This is a genomic window from Collimonas sp. NPDC087041 (assembly GCF_044745265.1).
In the GTDB taxonomy this organism is placed as follows: domain Bacteria; phylum Pseudomonadota; class Gammaproteobacteria; order Burkholderiales; family Burkholderiaceae_D; genus Collimonas.
Genome location: NZ_JBIUZX010000006.1, coordinates 235,885 through 252,107 on the forward strand (window position 1 = coordinate 235,885; position 16,223 = coordinate 252,107).

Genomic DNA, 16,223 nt, shown 5'->3' on the forward strand with positions numbered 1-16,223 from the left:
AGATGTTTCGCGTGAAGACTACCGTGTACCAGTGATGCGTTTATCTTGATACGTGATCTTGATACGCTTGCCATATTCAAAGAAGGCGAGCAGCTGGCCCTCAAACTGCCACAATCTGCTCGCACTGTATGCCCGAATCGTTGCTCTGAATCGGTTGATGCCCCCGATGAAGGCCGGCGCCAGGCAGCGTCCGGCCCACATCGGGCATCACATCAAAAATTACCAGACTGCCTTGCCGGCGTTGTCCTTGATCTGTGCTTTCCAGGACTCTTCCACCAGTTTCACAACCGAAGCAGGAATCGCAACATAGTCGAGTTCGGTGGCTGCTGCGCCGCCGTTCTTGTATGCCCATTCAAAGAACTTCAGCACTTCCTTGCCCTTGGCTGCATCAGCTTGAGTCTTGTGCAGCAGGATGAACGAAGCGCTGGTGATTGGCCAGCTGGTCTTGCCGGCTGCATCGGTGAAGTCCAACGCGAAACCTGGAGTCTTGGCCCAGTCGGCGCCAGCAGCAGCGGCCTTGAATGTTTCGTCGTCAGGCTGCACGAAGTTGCCGTCGTGGTTCTTCAACTGAGTGTGCTGCAGCTTGTTCTTCTTGGCATACGCGTATTCAACATAGCCGATCGAACCCTTGATCTTTTGCACGTTGGCAGCGACGCCTTCGTTACCCTTGCCGCCGACGCCAGTTGGCCACTTGACAGCAGTGCCTGCACCAACAGTGCTCTTGAAAGCAGCGCTGGTCTTCGACAGGTAGCTGGTGAACACGAAGGAAGTGCCCGAACCGTCAGCGCGATACACGACAGTGATGTCGTCAGCCGGCAATTTGACGCCAGGATTGAGAGCTGCGATTTCCGGTGCATTCCACTTGGTGATCTTGCCCAGGTAGATGTCAGCGACGATCGGACCAGTCAATTTCAATTGACCTGGGGTGACGCCGTCCAGATTCACGACTGGCACCACGCCGCCCATGATTGCAGGGAACTGCGCCAGATTGTCGGCGTTCAGCTCTTCTACTTTCAGAGGCATGTCGGAAGCACCGAAGTCAACGGTCTTGGCCTTGATTTGCTTGATGCCGCCGCCGGAGCCGATCGATTGGTAGTTCAGGCTATTGCCGGTAGCGCTCTTGTAGGCTTCAGCCCACTTGGAATAGATCGGGTAAGGAAACGAAGCGCCGGCACCGGTGATTTCGGCTGCCATGACCGACGAAACAGCCAATGTCGCACCCATTGCGATAACGGCGGCTTTAACGTAGTGATTCAATCGCATTTATTACTCCCTTATGGACTATGTGTGGTGTGCCTAAGTTGAGACTGTTGTGAAATGAACTTCATGTGGGAAGGAAGGTAATTTCACAACAGCCCCTAAGACAGGGCGAACTCTAACCAACATTTATGACAGCTTTATGACGAGGGAAAAATGATTGTGATTTTCGATAACTTGCCAAGAAATTAATCAAGATGCACAATTGACGCCAGTTAATTATTATTTTTTTGCAATTTTTTATGTTCCCCAATGTCGCCTGGCTTGAATGACGAGATAACGCTAACAAATCTTCCAATTTGTTCATCAACCTGTCATATTCACTCCATACACTCCGCGAAAACCATCAGACCTGCTGCCCTGATTCATGAACAAGAAAACCAAGTCGGACGATGAAGCAAAATATTCAGGCGCCAGATTAGACGCCAACCCAAGCTATTTGAATCGAGAGCTGTCGCAACTGGCCTTCAACCGCCGCGTGATGGCCCAGGCGGAAGACCGCCATGTGCCCTTGCTGGAGCGATTGCGATACTTATGCATAGTCAGCAACAATCTTGATGAGTTTTTTGAAGTCCGTATCGCCAGCTTGCTCGCCAACAGCCGCATCGACGGTGAAAGCGCAGATCCCCCCGCACTGACCGCCGCGCTGGAGCGCACTAGCGTCGAGTGCCACCAGATTGTCGATCGCCAGTATGAAATATTGAACCAGGCAATCCTGCCGCAACTGTCGGCCATCGGCATCCATCTGCTGCGGCACGACGACCGTACAGAAGAACAGCGGGCTTGGGTAAAAGCCTTTTTCGAGCAGGAAATACGCCCCTTGCTCACCCCCATCGGGCTCGATCCGGCCCATCCTTTCCCCCAAGTGCTGAACAAGAGCCTGAATTTCATTGTCGAGATGGCGGGCAAGGATGCCTTCGGCCGCAGCACTACGATTGCCATCATCAAGGCGCCACGTGTACTGCCGCGCGTCATCAAGCTGCCCGATGTGCTGTCGCCCAAGGGCAGTTCGTTCTGCCTGTTGTCATCCATCATCCATGCCCACATCGGCGAACTTTTCGCCGGTCGCCAGATACTGTCTTATTCACAATTCCGGGTAACACGGAATAGCGATTTGTGGGTGGATGAAGAGGAAGTGAAGAATTTGCGCCAGGCCCTGCAGAGCGAATTGCAAAGCCGCCAGTTCGGCGTTGCGGTACGACTTGAGGTGGCGCGCAGCTGCCCCGAGCATCTGTCGCAATTCCTGCTCAGCCAATTTGCCATCGCCCCCAACCGCTTGTACGCAGTGGATGGGCCGGTCAATATGGTCCGCCTGTCTGAGATGATCGATCAGGTTGGCGATGCGTCGCTGCGGTTTCCGCCATTTTCGCCGGGGCTGCCGGCACAACTGTCGGCGGTTGACGATATTTTTGAGCAGTTGAAAAAAAAGGACGTGCTGCTGCACCACCCTTTCCAGTCGTTCCAGCCGGTCATCGACTTTGTCCGCTCGGCAGCATTTGATTCTAATGTGGTAGCGATCAAGCAGACCATCTATCGCACCGGCATGAATTCCGACCTGATGGAAGCCCTGATTCTTGCCGCACAACGCGGCAAGGAAGTGACTGTGGTGGTGGAACTGATGGCGCGCTTCGATGAGGAAGCCAATATCAACTGGGCCGACAAGCTCGAACGCGCCGGCGCCCAGGTGGTGTACGGCGTAGTCGGACTGAAGACCCATGCCAAGCTATCGCTGGTGATCCGCCGCGAGCGCGACAAGAACGGCGATGGTGAACTGCGCTATTACGCCCATCTCGGTACCGGCAACTACCACCCGACCACTACCAAGCTGTACACCGACTTTGGCCTGCTCACCTCGAACCAGAAACTGGCGACCGAAGTCAACGAAGTCTTCATGCACTTGACCAGCCTGACCAAACCCAAGAAAATGGATCTGCTGTGGCTGGCGCCGTTCTCGCTGCAGAAAGAAATCATCCGCGCCATCCATAATGAAGCCGAGATTGCCCGCAAAGGCCGGCCGGCGCGCATCGTCGCCAAAATGAATGCGCTGCTGGACGAGTCCGTGATCCGGGCGCTGTATGCCGCTTCTGCCGACGGAGTCAAGATCGAATTGATCGTGCGCGGCGCCTGTGCGCTCAGGCCAGGCGTGCCGGGCTTGTCCGAAAACATTCACGTTCGTTCGATCATCGGCCGCTTCCTGGAGCACAGCCGTATCTATTATTTCCGTAACAACCTGCAGCACGATGTCTACCTGAGCAGCGCTGACTGGATGAACCGCAATCTGTTCCGGCGCATCGAGGTGGCCTTCCCTGTGCATGACAAGACGCTCAAGAAGCGAGTGATCAACGAAGGGCTCACGCCTTATTTAAAAGACAATGCCAATGCCTGGATTCTGGGATCGGATGGCAACTGGCATAAATCGAAGCCGCATCGCAGACAAAAACCCTATAGTGCGCAACGACATCTGATGCTCTCCCTAGGCGCGCTTTCTCCAATAAAGTAAAAAGACGGATTCGAGCAAGGACCCACATCATGGAACTGATTTTATGGCGACACGCGGAGGCAGAAATCGGCGAGCCGGACGAGGGCCGTGCGCTGACCGGCAAGGGTCACAAGCAGGCCTGGAAAATGGCCGATTGGCTGGATCACAATTTACCCAATAGTTGCAAAATCATCAGCAGCCCGGCGACCCGGACCGTGCAAACCGCCGAGGCGCTAGGCCGTAAATTCAAGACCCACCCTCACCTGGCGCCGGATTGTTCGGCAGAACAATTGCTGGCAGTTGCCAATTGGCCCTTCAATCGCGAACCGGTGCTGATCATCGGCCACCAACCCACGCTGGGCCAGGTCGCCGCCTTGCTGATCGCGGGACAGATGCAGGAATGGTCGATCCGTAAGGGCAACGTCTGGTGGATTGCCCAGCGCGAGCGTGGCGATATCACGACGAACTACCTGAAAGCGGTCATGTCGTCCGACCTGATTGCTAAATAGACTCTCTCCCTTCCTCTCATGTACTTATTACTTACCTCTCACTTGCGGGCGGCAAGTGGTATATTTGCGACCAGCCTAGCCGAATAGGTATTTCTATTTATACCGTTGTTACTCGACTACAGGATTTACCCGGCAAGTCTTTACATAAGATAAAATAGGTCATTTGTTGCATTGCAATATATACAACTTTATGTAGCTGTTGTTCAGGACCACCCAAAAGGCAAGGTATGCTCTATCAACTTCACGAATTCAATCGGTCTTTAATGCTGCCGCTGGTGCAATGGGCAGACGCCGGCGCCAGGCTTTTCACCGACCCTGTCTCGCCACTGGCGCACACGCCGTTCTCGCAACGCATCGCCGCCGGCTACGAATTGATGTACCGACTGGGCAAGGATTACGAAAAGCCAGCTTTCGACATCACCAGCACATTAATCAACGGCAAGGAAGTGGGTATCGTCGAAGAAGTTGCCAAGACGCTGCCGTTCTGCCGGTTGCTGCACTTCAAGAAAAACCTCAGCAATAAGGATGTTAGCGCTCTCAAACAGCCGACCGTACTGCTGGTGGCGCCGCTCTCCGGCCATCACTCGACATTGCTGCGCGACACCGTCCGCGGCCTGCTGCCGGAACACGATGTCTACATCACCGACTGGACCGATGCCCGCATGGTCCCGGCCAGCGATGGCGCCTTCCATTTGCATGACTATATATATTACGTGCAGGATTTCATCCGCCTGTTGGGCCCGGATCTGCATGTGATCTCGGTCTGCCAGCCGACAGTGCCGGTATTGGCCGCAATCTCACTGATGGCCAGCGCCAAGGATAGCCACCTGCCAAAGAGCATGACCATGATGGGCGGTCCGATCGATCCGAGTAAATCGCCGACCGACGTCAACGACCTGGCTACCGAAAAACCGTTCAGCTGGTTTGAAAACACCGTTATATATAGTGTGCCGTCGAACTACCCTGGTTTCGGCCGCAAGGTATACCCCGGTTTCCTGCAGCATGCCGGTTTCGTCGCCATGAACCCAAGCCGCCACGCACAAAGTCACTGGGACTTCTACATGCACCTGCGCGAAGGCGATAACGAGTCGGCGGAAAGCCACCGCAAGTTCTACGACGAGTACAACGCTGTGCTGGACATGCCGGCTGATTACTACCTGGAAACCATCAAGACCGTGTTCCAGGATCATGCCCTGCCACGAGGCACCTGGGAAGTCGAAGGCAAACTGGTGCGGCCGCAGGATATCAAGAGCGTCGCGCTGTTCACCATCGAAGGCGAACTGGATGACATTTCCGGCCCGGGCCAAACCCAGGCGGCACATGATTTGTGCAGCTCCATCCCGAAGGCCAAGAAACAGCATTTCACTGCAGAAAAGTGCGGCCACTACGGGATTTTTTCCGGCCGTCGCTGGCGCGAAGTGATTTGCCCGAAAATCGCGACATTTATCAAGGACAACGCGTAAGCGCGTTCATCCTGCTCTAATGTACTTGCGGTACAAGCCGTTCCCTCACCGGGACGGCTTTTTTCATTTGCGGCCACGAAAATTGACATCCTGCACTCCGGCCGCCGCGGGCGCATGGCCAGATTGCAAGTAAAGATAAGCACCCAGGCAAGGAATCCGGGATAATACGCGCCATGTTGTCATCATCCAGTTCCTTACCGCCCGTGCCAGCCCCATCCTCGCCTTCCCTCGCCGACCGCATTGAAGCGCTGTTGCCGCAAACGCAATGCACCAAGTGCGGCTATCCGGCTTGCCGGCCGTATGCCGAAGCCATCGCCGACGGCAGCGCCAGCTATAACCAGTGCCCGCCCGGCGGCCAGCAAGGCGTGGCAAGGTTGGCGCAACTACTCGGCCAGCCATTGATTCCACTCAATCCATCCAACGGCGTCGAACGGCCGCGACCGCTGGCGGTCATCGATGAGGCGGCCTGCATCGGCTGCACCCTCTGCATCCAGGCCTGCCCGGTGGATGCAATTGCCGGCGCGGCCAAACAGATGCATACAGTGATCGCCGAGCAGTGCACCGGTTGCGACCTGTGCGTGGCGCCTTGCCCGGTCGACTGCATTACGATGGTTGACGCTACCGGCACGCAAACCGGCTGGGACGCCTGGACGCAAGCGCAGGCCGACGCCGCACGCGCGCGCCACGACTTCCACGTATTCAGGTTGCGCCGGGAAAAGCAGGAAAACGACGACCGGCTGGCTGCCAAGGCCGCAGAAAAACTCAAGGCAGTCGCTGCCGAAGCTGCCGCCACGCCAGAACAACAAGCCGAACAGCAGCGCAAGAAAGCGATCATCCAGGCGGCGATCGAACGTGCTCGGCTAAAGAAAGAACAAGCTGCCAAGGACCCGCAATGAACGCAGAAAAACGCCGCGAAATATTCACCCGCCTGCGCGCCGCGCTGCCGCATCCGACCACCGAGCTGGAATATACCTCGCCGTTCGAATTGCTGATCTCGGTGATCCTGTCGGCGCAAGCCACCGATGTCTCGGTGAACAAGGCGACGCGCAAACTGTACCCGGTCGCCAATACCCCGGGGCAGATTTACGCGCTTGGCGTCGACGGCCTGATCCCGTACATCCAGACCATCGGCCTGTATCGCACCAAGGCCAAGAACGTCATCGAGACCTGCCGCATGCTGATGACACTGCACGACAGCCAGGTGCCGCGTACCCGCGAAGAATTGCAGGCATTGCCCGGCGTCGGCCGCAAGACCGCCAACGTCGTATTGAACACGGCCTTCGGCATGCCGACGATTGCCGTCGATACGCACATATTCCGAGTCTCCAACCGCACCGGCATTGCGCCCGGCAAGGATGTCGACGCGGTCGAACAGAAACTGATGAAACTGGTGCCGGCCGAATTCCTGCTGGACGCGCATCATTGGCTGATCCTGCATGGCCGCTATACCTGTATCGCACGCAAACCGCTGTGCTGGAACTGCAACATCGCCGACCTGTGTGATTTCAAGAGCAAGACGCCGTTGCCGGAAAAAGGAATCTGATCTGAATTTGATCCATATACCGCACTCTCAAATTCATTGATAACAGGCCCAGCATCATGTTCAACCCATCCCAAGACGACGTACGCCGCTTCTTTTGCGAAACCTATCGCAAGCAGCATGCCAACGAAATACTGACCCCGCTGGAAGCGATCGCTGCCGACTGGCTGCAGCAGCATCCCGAATATGCTGGCGATCTGAAAGATGTCGAAGCAGCGCTGGCCGCAGACTATTCGGTCGAGAACGGCCAGACCAACCCGTTCCTGCATTTATCGATGCACTTATCGATCGCCGAGCAGATCTCGATCGACCAGCCGCCCGGTATCCGCGCCGCGGCCACCGCATTGACCCAGCACCTGCAATCGGAACATGAAGCGCACCACCAGATCATGGAATGCCTGGGCCAGATGATCTGGAATTCGCAGCGCAGTGGCTTGCCGCCGGATGGCGCTGCGTATATCGATTGCGTTCGCAAGCGCGCCTAGGGCTTGACTCCTTCTTCCGCATCTTCGTCGCGACGATGAAACAACTGGTACAGAATGGGCAATACCAGTAGCGTCAGGATCGTCGACGACAGGATGCCGCCAATCACCACAGTCGCCAAAGGCCGCTGCACCTCGGCGCCGGTGCCGGTAGCGAGCGCCATCGGTACGAATCCCAGCGATGCCACCAGTGCCGTCATCAGCACCGGCCGCAAACGTGTCAACGCCCCCTCCCGGATCGCCACATCGAGCTTGCTGCCGCTTTCCCGCAGGCTGCGGATGAAGGCGATCATCACCAGGCCATTGAGTACCGCTACGCCACACAGGGCAATAAAGCCGACTGCTGCGGAAATCGACAGTGGAATGCCGCGCATCCACAAGGCGACGATGCCGCCGGTCAGGGCGAATGGAATGCCGCTGAATACCAGCAAGCCATCCTTGAGGTTGCCGAACATCGCAAACAGCAGGGTCAGCACCAGCAACAACGCCACCGGGATCACGATCTGCAATCTTTGGCTGGCCGATTGCAGCTGCTCGAACTGGCCGCCCCAGCTGGTCCAATAACCGCTCGGGATTTTCACCTGCTGCTGCAACTTCTGTTCGGCTTCGGATACGAACGAGCCAATATCCCGTCCACGCACGTTGGCGCTCACCACGATGCGGCGCTTGCCGTTTTCACGGCTGATCTGGTTCGGCCCCGGCGCCAGTTCCAGGCTGGCCACTTCTGCCAGCGGAATATAGCTGGTACGCCCTTCCCCGCCTGCACTGCGCGGCAACGAAATCGGCAAGCGCTTGATGGCTTCCAGATCGCTGCGCAGGTTCTCCGGCAGACGCACCACGATATCGAAGCGGCGGTCGCCCTGGAACAAGGTGCCGGCTTCCTTGCCGCCAATCGCGGTAGCCACCACATCCTGTACATCGGCGACATTCAGGCCGTAGCGCGCGGTCTTGTCACGATCGATGTTCACGGTCAGCATCGGCAAGCCGGAAGTCTGTTCGATCTTCACTTCGGCGGCGCCATCGATCTTGCCGAGCACGGTTGAGACCTTACCGGCGGTATCATTCAATACCGCCATATCGTCGCCGAATATCTTGACGGCGACATCGCTACGCACGCCGGAAATCAACTCATTGAAGCGCAGTTGGATGGGCTGCGAAAACTCATAATTGTTGCCGGGGATAGCGTTCGCAACTTTCTGTATCGCCGCCAGCAGCTCGGCCCGCGATTTCTTCGGCTGCGGCCATTCCGCCTCTGGCTTGAGCATGATGTAGCCATCCGAAATATTCGGCGGCATTGGATCAGAGGCAATCTCCGCAGTGCCGGTACGAGCGAATACCCGCTCAATTTCAGGGAACTTGCGCTTCAGGGTGCTCTCGATCTGCTTCTGCATCTCCAGCGACTGCGTCAGGCTGGTGCCCGGAATGCGCAAGGCCTGGATCGCCAGATCTCCCTCATTCAAGCTCGGCACAAATTCACTGCCGAGCCGCGTCGCCAGCAAGCCCGACAACAGCAATACGACCAGCGCAGCGCCAAGCACCGGCGCCTTGTGTTGCATCACCCAATCCAGCACCGGCGCATAGAAGCGTTTGGCGCCGCGCATCAGGAAATTTTCGCTTTCCGATACGCGCTTGCCGATGAACAAGGCTACCGCGGCCGGGATGAATGTGATCGACAGGATCATTGCACCGACCAGCGCAATCACCACCGTCAGCGCCATCGGATTGAACATCTTGCCTTCAACACCAGTCAGCGCGAAGATCGGCAGGTACACCACCATGATGATCACCTGGCCGAACAGCAACGGCCGGCGCGCTTCCTTCGACGCGGCGAACACTTCATGAAAGCGCTCGCTGCGCGTCAGCGGCCTGCCGTGATGCGCTTGCGCATGCGCCAGGCGCCGCACGCAATTTTCGACAATTACCACCGCGCCGTCGATGATGATGCCGAAATCCAGCGCCCCCAGGCTCAACAGGTTGGCGCTGACCTTGTACTGCACCATGCCGGTAAAAGTAAACAACATCGACAGCGGGATCACCATCGCGGTAATAATCGCCGCGCGCATATTCCCAAGGAACATGAACAGGATAGCAATCACCAGGATCGCGCCTTCCAGCAGGTTCTTCTTGACCGTGTTGATCGCCTTGTCGACCAGCACCGTGCGGTCATACACCGTGATCGCCTCAACGCCGGCCGGCAGGCTGCGATTGATTTCTACCATCTTGCGATCGACCGCCTGCGAGACCGCCCGGCTATTTTCGCCGATCAGCATGAACACTGTGCCCAGTACCACTTCGCGGCCGTTCTCGGTAGCGGCGCCAGTGCGCAACTCGCGGCCGATATCGACCTCGCCGATATCGCGAATGCGGATCGGCACGCCTTGAACGTTGCCGAGGATGATATTGCGGATATCCTCAACCGATTGCACCTGCCCCGGTGCGCGGATCAGCAACTGCTCGCCGCGCTTTTCGATATAGCCGGCGCCGACGTTGCTATTGTTGCGCTCCAACGCTGTCACGATATCCTGCAGCGTCAGCCCGTAGGAGGCCAACTTTTCCGGCACCGGCGCCACCTGGTATTCCTTGGCAAAGCCGCCGATCGAATTGATCTCGGTGACGCCGCTGACATTGCGCAATTGCGGCTTGATGATCCAGTCCTGGATTTCACGCAGGTCAGTCGGCGTATAGGAGCTGCCATCCGGCTTTTTGGCGCCGTCCTTGGCTTCCACGGTCCACAGGTAAATCTCGCCGAGACCGCTCGAAATCGGCCCCAGTGCCGGCGTCACGCCGGCCGGCAACTTGTCCTTGGCTTCCTGGATCCGTTCGTTGACCAGTTGCCGCGCGAAATAGAGATCGGTGCCGTCCTTGAATATCACCGTCACCTGCGACAAGCCATAGCGCGACAAGGAGCGCGTCTGCTCCAGTCGCGGCAAGCCGGCCATCACGGTCTCGATCGGGAAGGTCACGCGCTGCTCGGTTTCCAGCGGTGAGTAACCCGGCGCCGAGGTGTTGATCTGGACCTGGACGTTGGTAATATCCGGCACTGCGTCGATCGGCAGCTTTTGATAGTTGTAGATACCGAGTGCGGCCATCGCAAACACGGCCAGCAGGATCAGCCAGCGCTGCTCGATGGAAAAACGAATGATGCGTTCAAACATGGAATCGGGTCCTTTGCGTCATGGGCGGAATGGCGAACAGCATCACGCCTTCAATGGGCGTGCTCGGCGCTGCTCTTGCCCAGCTCCGATTTGAGAACGAAACTGCCGGTGGCGGCATAGCGCGAGCCGGGCTGCAGTCCGCTGACAATCTCTGTCATCTGGCCGTCGGTACGTCCGGTAACGACCGCCTGCACCGTGAAGCCATCGTCGGTGCGGACGAACACGACTTGCTTGTCGTCGACGCTCTGAATCGCTTCCGACGGCAGTGCCACGTTTACTTCGACCTCGCTGGAAATCACTTCGACATTGACGAACAGCCCGGGACGCCAGGCCATGTCGGGATTGGGCAAGGTGATGCGGGCCTTGGCGGTGCGGGTCTGTTCGCCCAGCAAGGCGCCGACGTAGGAGATGCTGCCGCTGGCCGTCGATTCGAAGGCGGTAGCGCGAATTTGTACTTTCTCGCCCAGGCGCACCAGGTTCAGATCCTTGGCCGGCACGATGATTTCGGCCCATACGGTTGACAGGTCAGAGATGGTGAAGATACTGGCGTCGGCGGCCACCGCCTCGCCCAGTGCAATGTGCTTTTCGGTCACCATGCCATTGAATGGCGCTCGGATCTCATACCGGTTAAGACCGCCGGAAGCACCGACGCCGGTACCCAGCACATTCAATTTCTGGCGTGCATTCTGCAAGGCGATTTCAGCTTCGTTCATGACTTGACGCGCTTGCAGGTAATCCTGTTCGGCGGAGATTTTTTCATCCCATAGCTTTTTTTCCCGCTCGTAGGTAGTCCGCGCAAATGTGTAGCGCTTCTGCGCTGCCAGCAACTCGCTACGCTGCTCGGCAAGATCGGTGCTAGCCACCACCGCCAGCAACTGCCCGCGCTTGACCTGCTGCCCCAGATTGACCGCTACCTGTTCCACCACGCCGGCCAGGCGCGGCACCACGTGCGCGGTCTTGTCTTCATTAAAGCGAATTTCTCCGGGCAAGGTAATGGCCGTCCTGATCCGTGCCGGTCCGACACTTTCCAGCTTGACGCCGGCCGCGGCAACCTGCGCTTCGCTCAATTCCAGCTTGTCATCGTGCGACTCCTTGGCTTCGTCGTGATGTTCGCCATCGGCGTGCTCGTCGGAATCGACGTGCTTGTCGTCGGCCTTGGCGCCGTGATGTTCCGTATCGGCATGGCCTGCCGATTCCCGATGTGGGCCGTCGACGACTTTTTTAGCTGTATCGTTGCTGCCGCTCAGGTACCAACCGGCAGCCGCCAGCACAACCACGGTCGCCAAGCCAATGGCGATGACTTTGCTTTTAGTTGAATTGATTTTCATAGGAATTTATTGCGGGGAATCGGTTGATGGAAATGTCCCTACCACGCGCTCGATCTCGGTGGCAGCGCGATGTGTCTCTGCTAACGCACGCAGCGCTTGTGATTTGGCCTGAAACAGCACGCGCTGTGCATCCAGCACTTCCAGGAAGCTGAATTTGCCAAGCTCGAAACCCTTGGTGGTGATGTCGTAGGTCTGTTGTGCCGCCGGCAGGATTTCTCCCTGCAAAGCCGCCGCCTGCTGCTGCGCCAGTTGCAGGCGCTGATAAGCATCGGCCAATTCGCCGCTGATGCGCAGTTCCACGCTTCTCTGTTCGTCGCGCGCCTTGTCGGTCCGGCGCAAGGCTTCCAGCACATTGCCCTGGTTGCGATCGAACAGCGGTAGCGGAATCGACAAACCGATGATCATCTGATTGCGGCCGATTTCTTCCGCGCGCTTGCTGCCGATACTGACGGTGACATCGGGAATGCGGCGACTGCGTTCCAGCTGCAACAAGGCTTGGCGACGCTCAACTTCGATCCGCGCGCGAACGAAGCCTGGCGCATTGGGCAAGCGTGCCTGCAGGGCGGCCAAATCAGGTAACGTCGGCAGCGCATTGATTTCGCCATCGACGGCAGCAAAGTCCGCTGCGCCGGCACCCCAAGTGGCTGCAAGGCGACGCCGCTCGATGTCCAAGGTTCCTTGCGCCTGTTGCAATTCGACCCGGACCCCGGCTTCGGCAACCCGCGCCTTGGTTTCCTCGATCGGCGCTACCTTGCCGGATGCGACCCGCTTGGCAGTGATGGCGCTGGCGCGCTGCGCCAGCTGCAACGCACTTTGCAGTAATTGCAGATTCTCTTGTCCCTCCAGCACGGCAAAATACGCAGCGACAACTGCCGCTTGCAAATCGGCGCGTTTGGCGAGCAAATCCACTTGCGCCGCATCGCGCGCCTTTTCCGCCGCAGTAATACGCGCATGGCGTTTGCCGCCCAGCTCTATCGCCTGGTTCAACTGAACAGTTGTCGTGCGGTTTTCCTTGCGGGTATCCTCCAGCAAGGTCGATATTTCCGGATTCGGCCGCGCTGCTGCCTGCTGAATCGACGCGGCAACCGCCTCGACTTCACGCCCTGCCGCAGCCAGCTCAGGATTGCTCCTGAACGCGCGAGCAATCGCCTGCCCCAGGCTCAAGCTGGCGCCAGCTGCCTTGCCGTCCAAAGGCGGCAAGGTGTAATTGATGCGCTGCGGCGTATGCGGCAACGCTCTCTCAGGTGCATCCTGGCTATGCCGTGCATCCTGGGCAAAAGACAACTGACAGGCCAATAGCGCCAGCCCGAGCGGCAAGAAAAATTTGTGCATCAACGACTCCCTGAAATCCAGCGCGGCCGATTCAGTCAAACGACCGGACGCGCTGAAGAAAACCTGCCAAAGACTGCGATCAGGCGCCGGAATGAATCGTTTTCTTGGGAGCATCTTGTTTATGGTCATGTGGCTGCGACGCGCCCTTTCCCTTGGTGCTTTCCGCTTTGCTGTCTGTCATGGTTGCACCGGTTGCCGGTTTCTGGCCGGCGGGCGCCTGCGCCATCACGGCGCCGGCGGCGGTTAGCAGGGTCGCAACGGCAATGGCTTGCTTGATATTCAGCTTGATACGCATTTTCAATCTCCAGGTAGTTGAGGAAAACTCCAACGAAACAGCCATATACTTGCCGGCCAAAACCGAAGAGCTGCATCGTTGGAGGCAAGTGTAGAAAGCGGCGCAAAACCGGAAGGTGACGGCCGGATTACGGTTTTGTAATCCACGGCCGGCAATTTATGGCCGATAATCAGCGTTGCTACGAGTTGGCGTAAGCGGAAAGGTGATCTATGCGTATCCTGTTGGTGGAAGACGAACCCAAGGCCGGCGAATACCTGCGCAAGGGCTTGAGCGAATCCGGTTACGTAGTCGACTGGGTGCGCACCGGCGCCGATGGCCTGCATTGCGCCACCTCGGAAGATTACGATCTGATCGTGCTCGACGTGATGCTGCCCGGCATGGATGGCTGGGCAGTGATCCGCGAACTGCGCAAGAGTCATGCAACACCCGTGCTATTCCTGACGGCGCGCGACGAAGTTGAGGATCGCATCAAGGGTCTGGAACTGGGCGCTGACGACTATCTGGTCAAGCCATTCGCGTTTGCCGAACTGGTGGCCCGCATCCGCACGCTGCTGCGACGCGGACCGATCCGCGAATCCGAGATGCTGCACATTGCCGACATGGAAATCGATGTCATGAAGCGCCGCGTCACCCGAGGCGGTGACCGTATCGATCTCACCACCAAGGAGTTTTCGCTATTGCATCTGATGGCGAAACGGCAGTCTGAAGTGCTGTCGCGCTCGCTGATCGCCTCCCAGGTCTGGGACATGAATTTCGATAGCGATACCAACGTCGTCGATGTCGCCATCCGGCGCCTGCGCGTCAAGATCGACGAACCCTACGGCAAGCCCCTGATACACACCGTGCGCGGCATGGGTTATGTGCTGGAGGATCGGCCTTGAAGCTGGTCGCGCCGCGCTCACTGACGGTGCGCCTGGCTTTGCTGTTTGCGCTGGCGACACTGCTGACGTTTACGCTGGTCGGCAGCTATCTTTATTATTCGCTGGCGCGTCAGCTGGAAAACCACGACGACCAGGAATTGCAGGGCAAAGTGACGCTGATGCGGCATCTGGTCGGCAAAGCGGCATCGGTACAGGCCATCCGTCAGGACCCGCACCTGTTCATCGATGCCGGACTCGGCCACGACGACCTGTTGCTGATCCTGCGCAGCGCGGACGGCACGCCGCTGCTTGATACCCGCCCTGACGTCGGCAGCCTGCCGGCGCTGCCTTTGACCGCAGCCGATCGCATGCCGGATCGGGAATCGCGACTGAACTTGCGCACTTCGACCGGCTTACCAGTACGGGCGACCGCGCTCTGGGCCAGGATCGACAGCAGTGGTGAACAAGTCCAGGTCATTGTCGCCCATAACACCAGCGACAGCCTCGCCATGCTGGCCAGCTACCGCAATCAGATCCTCGGCGCCGCGCTGGCCGGGGCTGCATTCGCGGCGCTGCTCGGCTATGTGCTGCTGCGTCGCGGCTTGCAGCCGACCCGGCTGATTGCACAGCAGGCACATCTGATTACCGCGCAGCGCCTCGATCGCGGCCTCGATGTCGCCAGCGCGCCCTACGAATTGCAGCAATTGGTGGTAGCGTTCAACGAGATGCTGGATCGCCTGCACGATAGCTTCCAGCGGCTCTCGCAATTCTCCGCCGACCTCGCGCACGACCTGCGCACGCCGATCAATAACCTGATGGTGCAGACCCAGGTGGCGTTGGGACAACCTCGTACATCGGAGGAATACCAGGGATTGCTGGAATCGAATGTCGAAGAATACGAACGGCTGGCGCGCATGCTCGACAACATGCTGTTCCTGGCGCGCGCGGATCATGCTCACGTGGCGCTGTCGTTCGAAGTGTTGGACTGCCATCTGGAATTACAGCGCATCGCCGACTATTTCGAAGGTGTGGCAGCAGATACTGGAGTGCGCCTGAGCATCGACGCCAACGCTCAGGTACGCGCCGACCCGATACTGTTGCGGCGCGCCATCAGCAACCTTGTAGCCAACGCGATCCGCTATACGGCGCCGGGGCAAACCGTGCAGCTGCAAGCGCAACACGCGGATGGCGCCACCGTCATCTCCGTAAGCAATCCCGGTCCGCCCATCGCCGATGCGGCGATCCCGCGGCTGTTCGACCGCTTCTATCGCGTCGACCCTGCGCGCAGCGATTCTGCCTCATCAACCGGATTGGGCCTGGCTATCGTGCAATCAATCATGAAACTGCATGGCGGCCAGGTCGACCTGAGCCGATCGGCCGATCAATTGACCGTGTTTTCTCTGCGCTTTCCAAACGCCCAAGAATAAAAAGCCACGCAATGATCATTGCGTGGCTTTCCGTGTTTACCCTTACCTGCCGGCAGACTAGCTTTGCTTGTGCGCGACCAGTGCCGCCGACAGGAG

At 58.2% G+C, this 16,223-nt stretch carries 13 protein-coding genes; 8 read left to right on the plus strand and 5 right to left on the minus strand.

Going from position 1 to position 16,223, the window contains the following annotated elements:
• Positions 1-219 precede the first annotated feature (219 nt).
• Complete coding sequence (gene pstS / locus ACIPF8_RS13450) at positions 220-1,263, minus strand: phosphate ABC transporter substrate-binding protein PstS (RefSeq protein ID WP_400421666.1); 1,044 nt, start codon at positions 1,261-1,263, stop codon at positions 220-222.
• Between the two features lie 361 nt (positions 1,264-1,624).
• Here pstS and ppk1 point away from each other — a divergent pair, with 361 nt between their 5' ends.
• The 6 genes from ppk1 to ACIPF8_RS13480 all read left to right on the plus strand — a co-directional run bounded on the left by ppk1 (position 1,625) and on the right by ACIPF8_RS13480 (position 7,733).
• Positions 1,625-3,757: a polyphosphate kinase 1 gene (gene ppk1 / locus ACIPF8_RS13455; protein ID WP_400421668.1), complete on the plus strand. Its 2,133-nt coding sequence runs from the start codon at positions 1,625-1,627 to the stop codon at positions 3,755-3,757.
• Positions 3,758-3,786: 29 nt separating this feature from the next.
• Positions 3,787-4,245 (plus strand): SixA phosphatase family protein, encoded by a 459-nt coding sequence (locus ACIPF8_RS13460; protein ID WP_400421670.1) that lies wholly within the window; start codon positions 3,787-3,789, stop codon positions 4,243-4,245.
• Between the two features lie 227 nt (positions 4,246-4,472).
• Positions 4,473-5,708, plus strand: a complete 1,236-nt coding sequence (locus tag ACIPF8_RS13465; RefSeq protein WP_400421672.1) for a polyhydroxyalkanoate depolymerase — start codon at positions 4,473-4,475, stop codon at positions 5,706-5,708.
• Positions 5,709-5,881: 173 nt separating this feature from the next.
• Complete coding sequence (rsxB, locus tag ACIPF8_RS13470) at positions 5,882-6,604, plus strand: electron transport complex subunit RsxB (RefSeq protein ID WP_400421673.1); 723 nt, start codon at positions 5,882-5,884, stop codon at positions 6,602-6,604.
• Entirely contained in the window at positions 6,601-7,251 is a 651-nt protein-coding gene (gene nth / locus ACIPF8_RS13475; protein ID WP_400421675.1) for an endonuclease III, read from the plus strand. The genes rsxB and nth overlap by 4 nt, the downstream gene beginning before the upstream one ends.
• Positions 7,252-7,307: 56 nt before the next feature.
• Positions 7,308-7,733 (plus strand): DUF1841 family protein, encoded by a 426-nt coding sequence (locus ACIPF8_RS13480; protein WP_400421677.1) that lies wholly within the window; start codon positions 7,308-7,310, stop codon positions 7,731-7,733.
• Here ACIPF8_RS13480 and ACIPF8_RS13485 read toward each other — a convergent pair.
• The 4 genes from ACIPF8_RS13485 to ACIPF8_RS13500 form a co-directional block, all read right to left on the minus strand.
• Positions 7,730-10,885 carry a CusA/CzcA family heavy metal efflux RND transporter gene (locus tag ACIPF8_RS13485; RefSeq protein WP_400421679.1) on the minus strand — a complete coding sequence of 1,052 codons (3,156 nt, stop codon included), beginning with the start codon at positions 10,883-10,885 and terminating at the stop codon, positions 7,730-7,732. The genes ACIPF8_RS13480 and ACIPF8_RS13485 overlap by 4 nt on opposite strands.
• Before the next feature lie 50 nt (positions 10,886-10,935).
• The gene (locus tag ACIPF8_RS13490) at positions 10,936-12,213 is read right to left on the minus strand and encodes an efflux RND transporter periplasmic adaptor subunit (RefSeq protein WP_400421681.1); all 1,278 of its coding nucleotides are present in this window, start codon (positions 12,211-12,213) and stop codon (positions 10,936-10,938) included.
• Positions 12,214-12,219: 6 nt separating this feature from the next.
• Entirely contained in the window at positions 12,220-13,545 is a 1,326-nt protein-coding gene (locus ACIPF8_RS13495; RefSeq protein ID WP_400421683.1) for a TolC family protein, read from the minus strand.
• A gap of 79 nt (positions 13,546-13,624) precedes the next feature.
• Positions 13,625-13,840 (minus strand): hypothetical protein, encoded by a 216-nt coding sequence (locus ACIPF8_RS13500; protein ID WP_400421685.1) that lies wholly within the window; start codon positions 13,838-13,840, stop codon positions 13,625-13,627.
• A gap of 209 nt (positions 13,841-14,049) precedes the next feature.
• Here ACIPF8_RS13500 and ACIPF8_RS13505 point away from each other — a divergent pair, with 209 nt between their 5' ends.
• Positions 14,050-14,721 carry a heavy metal response regulator transcription factor gene (locus tag ACIPF8_RS13505; protein ID WP_400421687.1) on the plus strand — a complete coding sequence of 224 codons (672 nt, stop codon included), beginning with the start codon at positions 14,050-14,052 and terminating at the stop codon, positions 14,719-14,721.
• The gene (locus tag ACIPF8_RS13510; RefSeq protein WP_400421689.1) at positions 14,718-16,127 is read left to right on the plus strand and encodes a heavy metal sensor histidine kinase; all 1,410 of its coding nucleotides are present in this window, start codon (positions 14,718-14,720) and stop codon (positions 16,125-16,127) included. Before ACIPF8_RS13505 ends, ACIPF8_RS13510 begins: the two co-directional genes overlap by 4 nt.
• Positions 16,128-16,223 lie beyond the last annotated feature (96 nt).

Bases quoted from the DNA above. Each gene is read 5' to 3' on its own strand.
- pstS (WP_400421666.1), bottom strand. From the start codon at position 1,263: ATGCGATTGAATCACTACGTTAAAGCCGCCGTTATCGCAATGGGTGCG.
- ACIPF8_RS13500 (WP_400421685.1), bottom strand. From the start codon at position 13,840: ATGCGTATCAAGCTGAATATCAAGCAAGCCATTGCCGTTGCGACCCTG.
- ACIPF8_RS13465 (WP_400421672.1), top strand. From the start codon at position 4,473: ATGCTCTATCAACTTCACGAATTCAATCGGTCTTTAATGCTGCCGCTG.
- ACIPF8_RS13505 (WP_400421687.1), top strand. From the start codon at position 14,050: ATGCGTATCCTGTTGGTGGAAGACGAACCCAAGGCCGGCGAATACCTG.
- ACIPF8_RS13490 (WP_400421681.1), bottom strand. From the start codon at position 12,213: ATGAAAATCAATTCAACTAAAAGCAAAGTCATCGCCATTGGCTTGGCG.
- ACIPF8_RS13480 (WP_400421677.1), top strand. From the start codon at position 7,308: ATGTTCAACCCATCCCAAGACGACGTACGCCGCTTCTTTTGCGAAACC.
- rsxB (WP_400421673.1), top strand. From the start codon at position 5,882: ATGTTGTCATCATCCAGTTCCTTACCGCCCGTGCCAGCCCCATCCTCG.
- ppk1 (WP_400421668.1), top strand. From the start codon at position 1,625: ATGAACAAGAAAACCAAGTCGGACGATGAAGCAAAATATTCAGGCGCC.
- ACIPF8_RS13460 (WP_400421670.1), top strand. From the start codon at position 3,787: ATGGAACTGATTTTATGGCGACACGCGGAGGCAGAAATCGGCGAGCCG.
- ACIPF8_RS13495 (WP_400421683.1), bottom strand. From the start codon at position 13,545: ATGCACAAATTTTTCTTGCCGCTCGGGCTGGCGCTATTGGCCTGTCAG.
- ACIPF8_RS13485 (WP_400421679.1), bottom strand. From the start codon at position 10,885: ATGTTTGAACGCATCATTCGTTTTTCCATCGAGCAGCGCTGGCTGATC.
- nth (WP_400421675.1), top strand. From the start codon at position 6,601: ATGAACGCAGAAAAACGCCGCGAAATATTCACCCGCCTGCGCGCCGCG.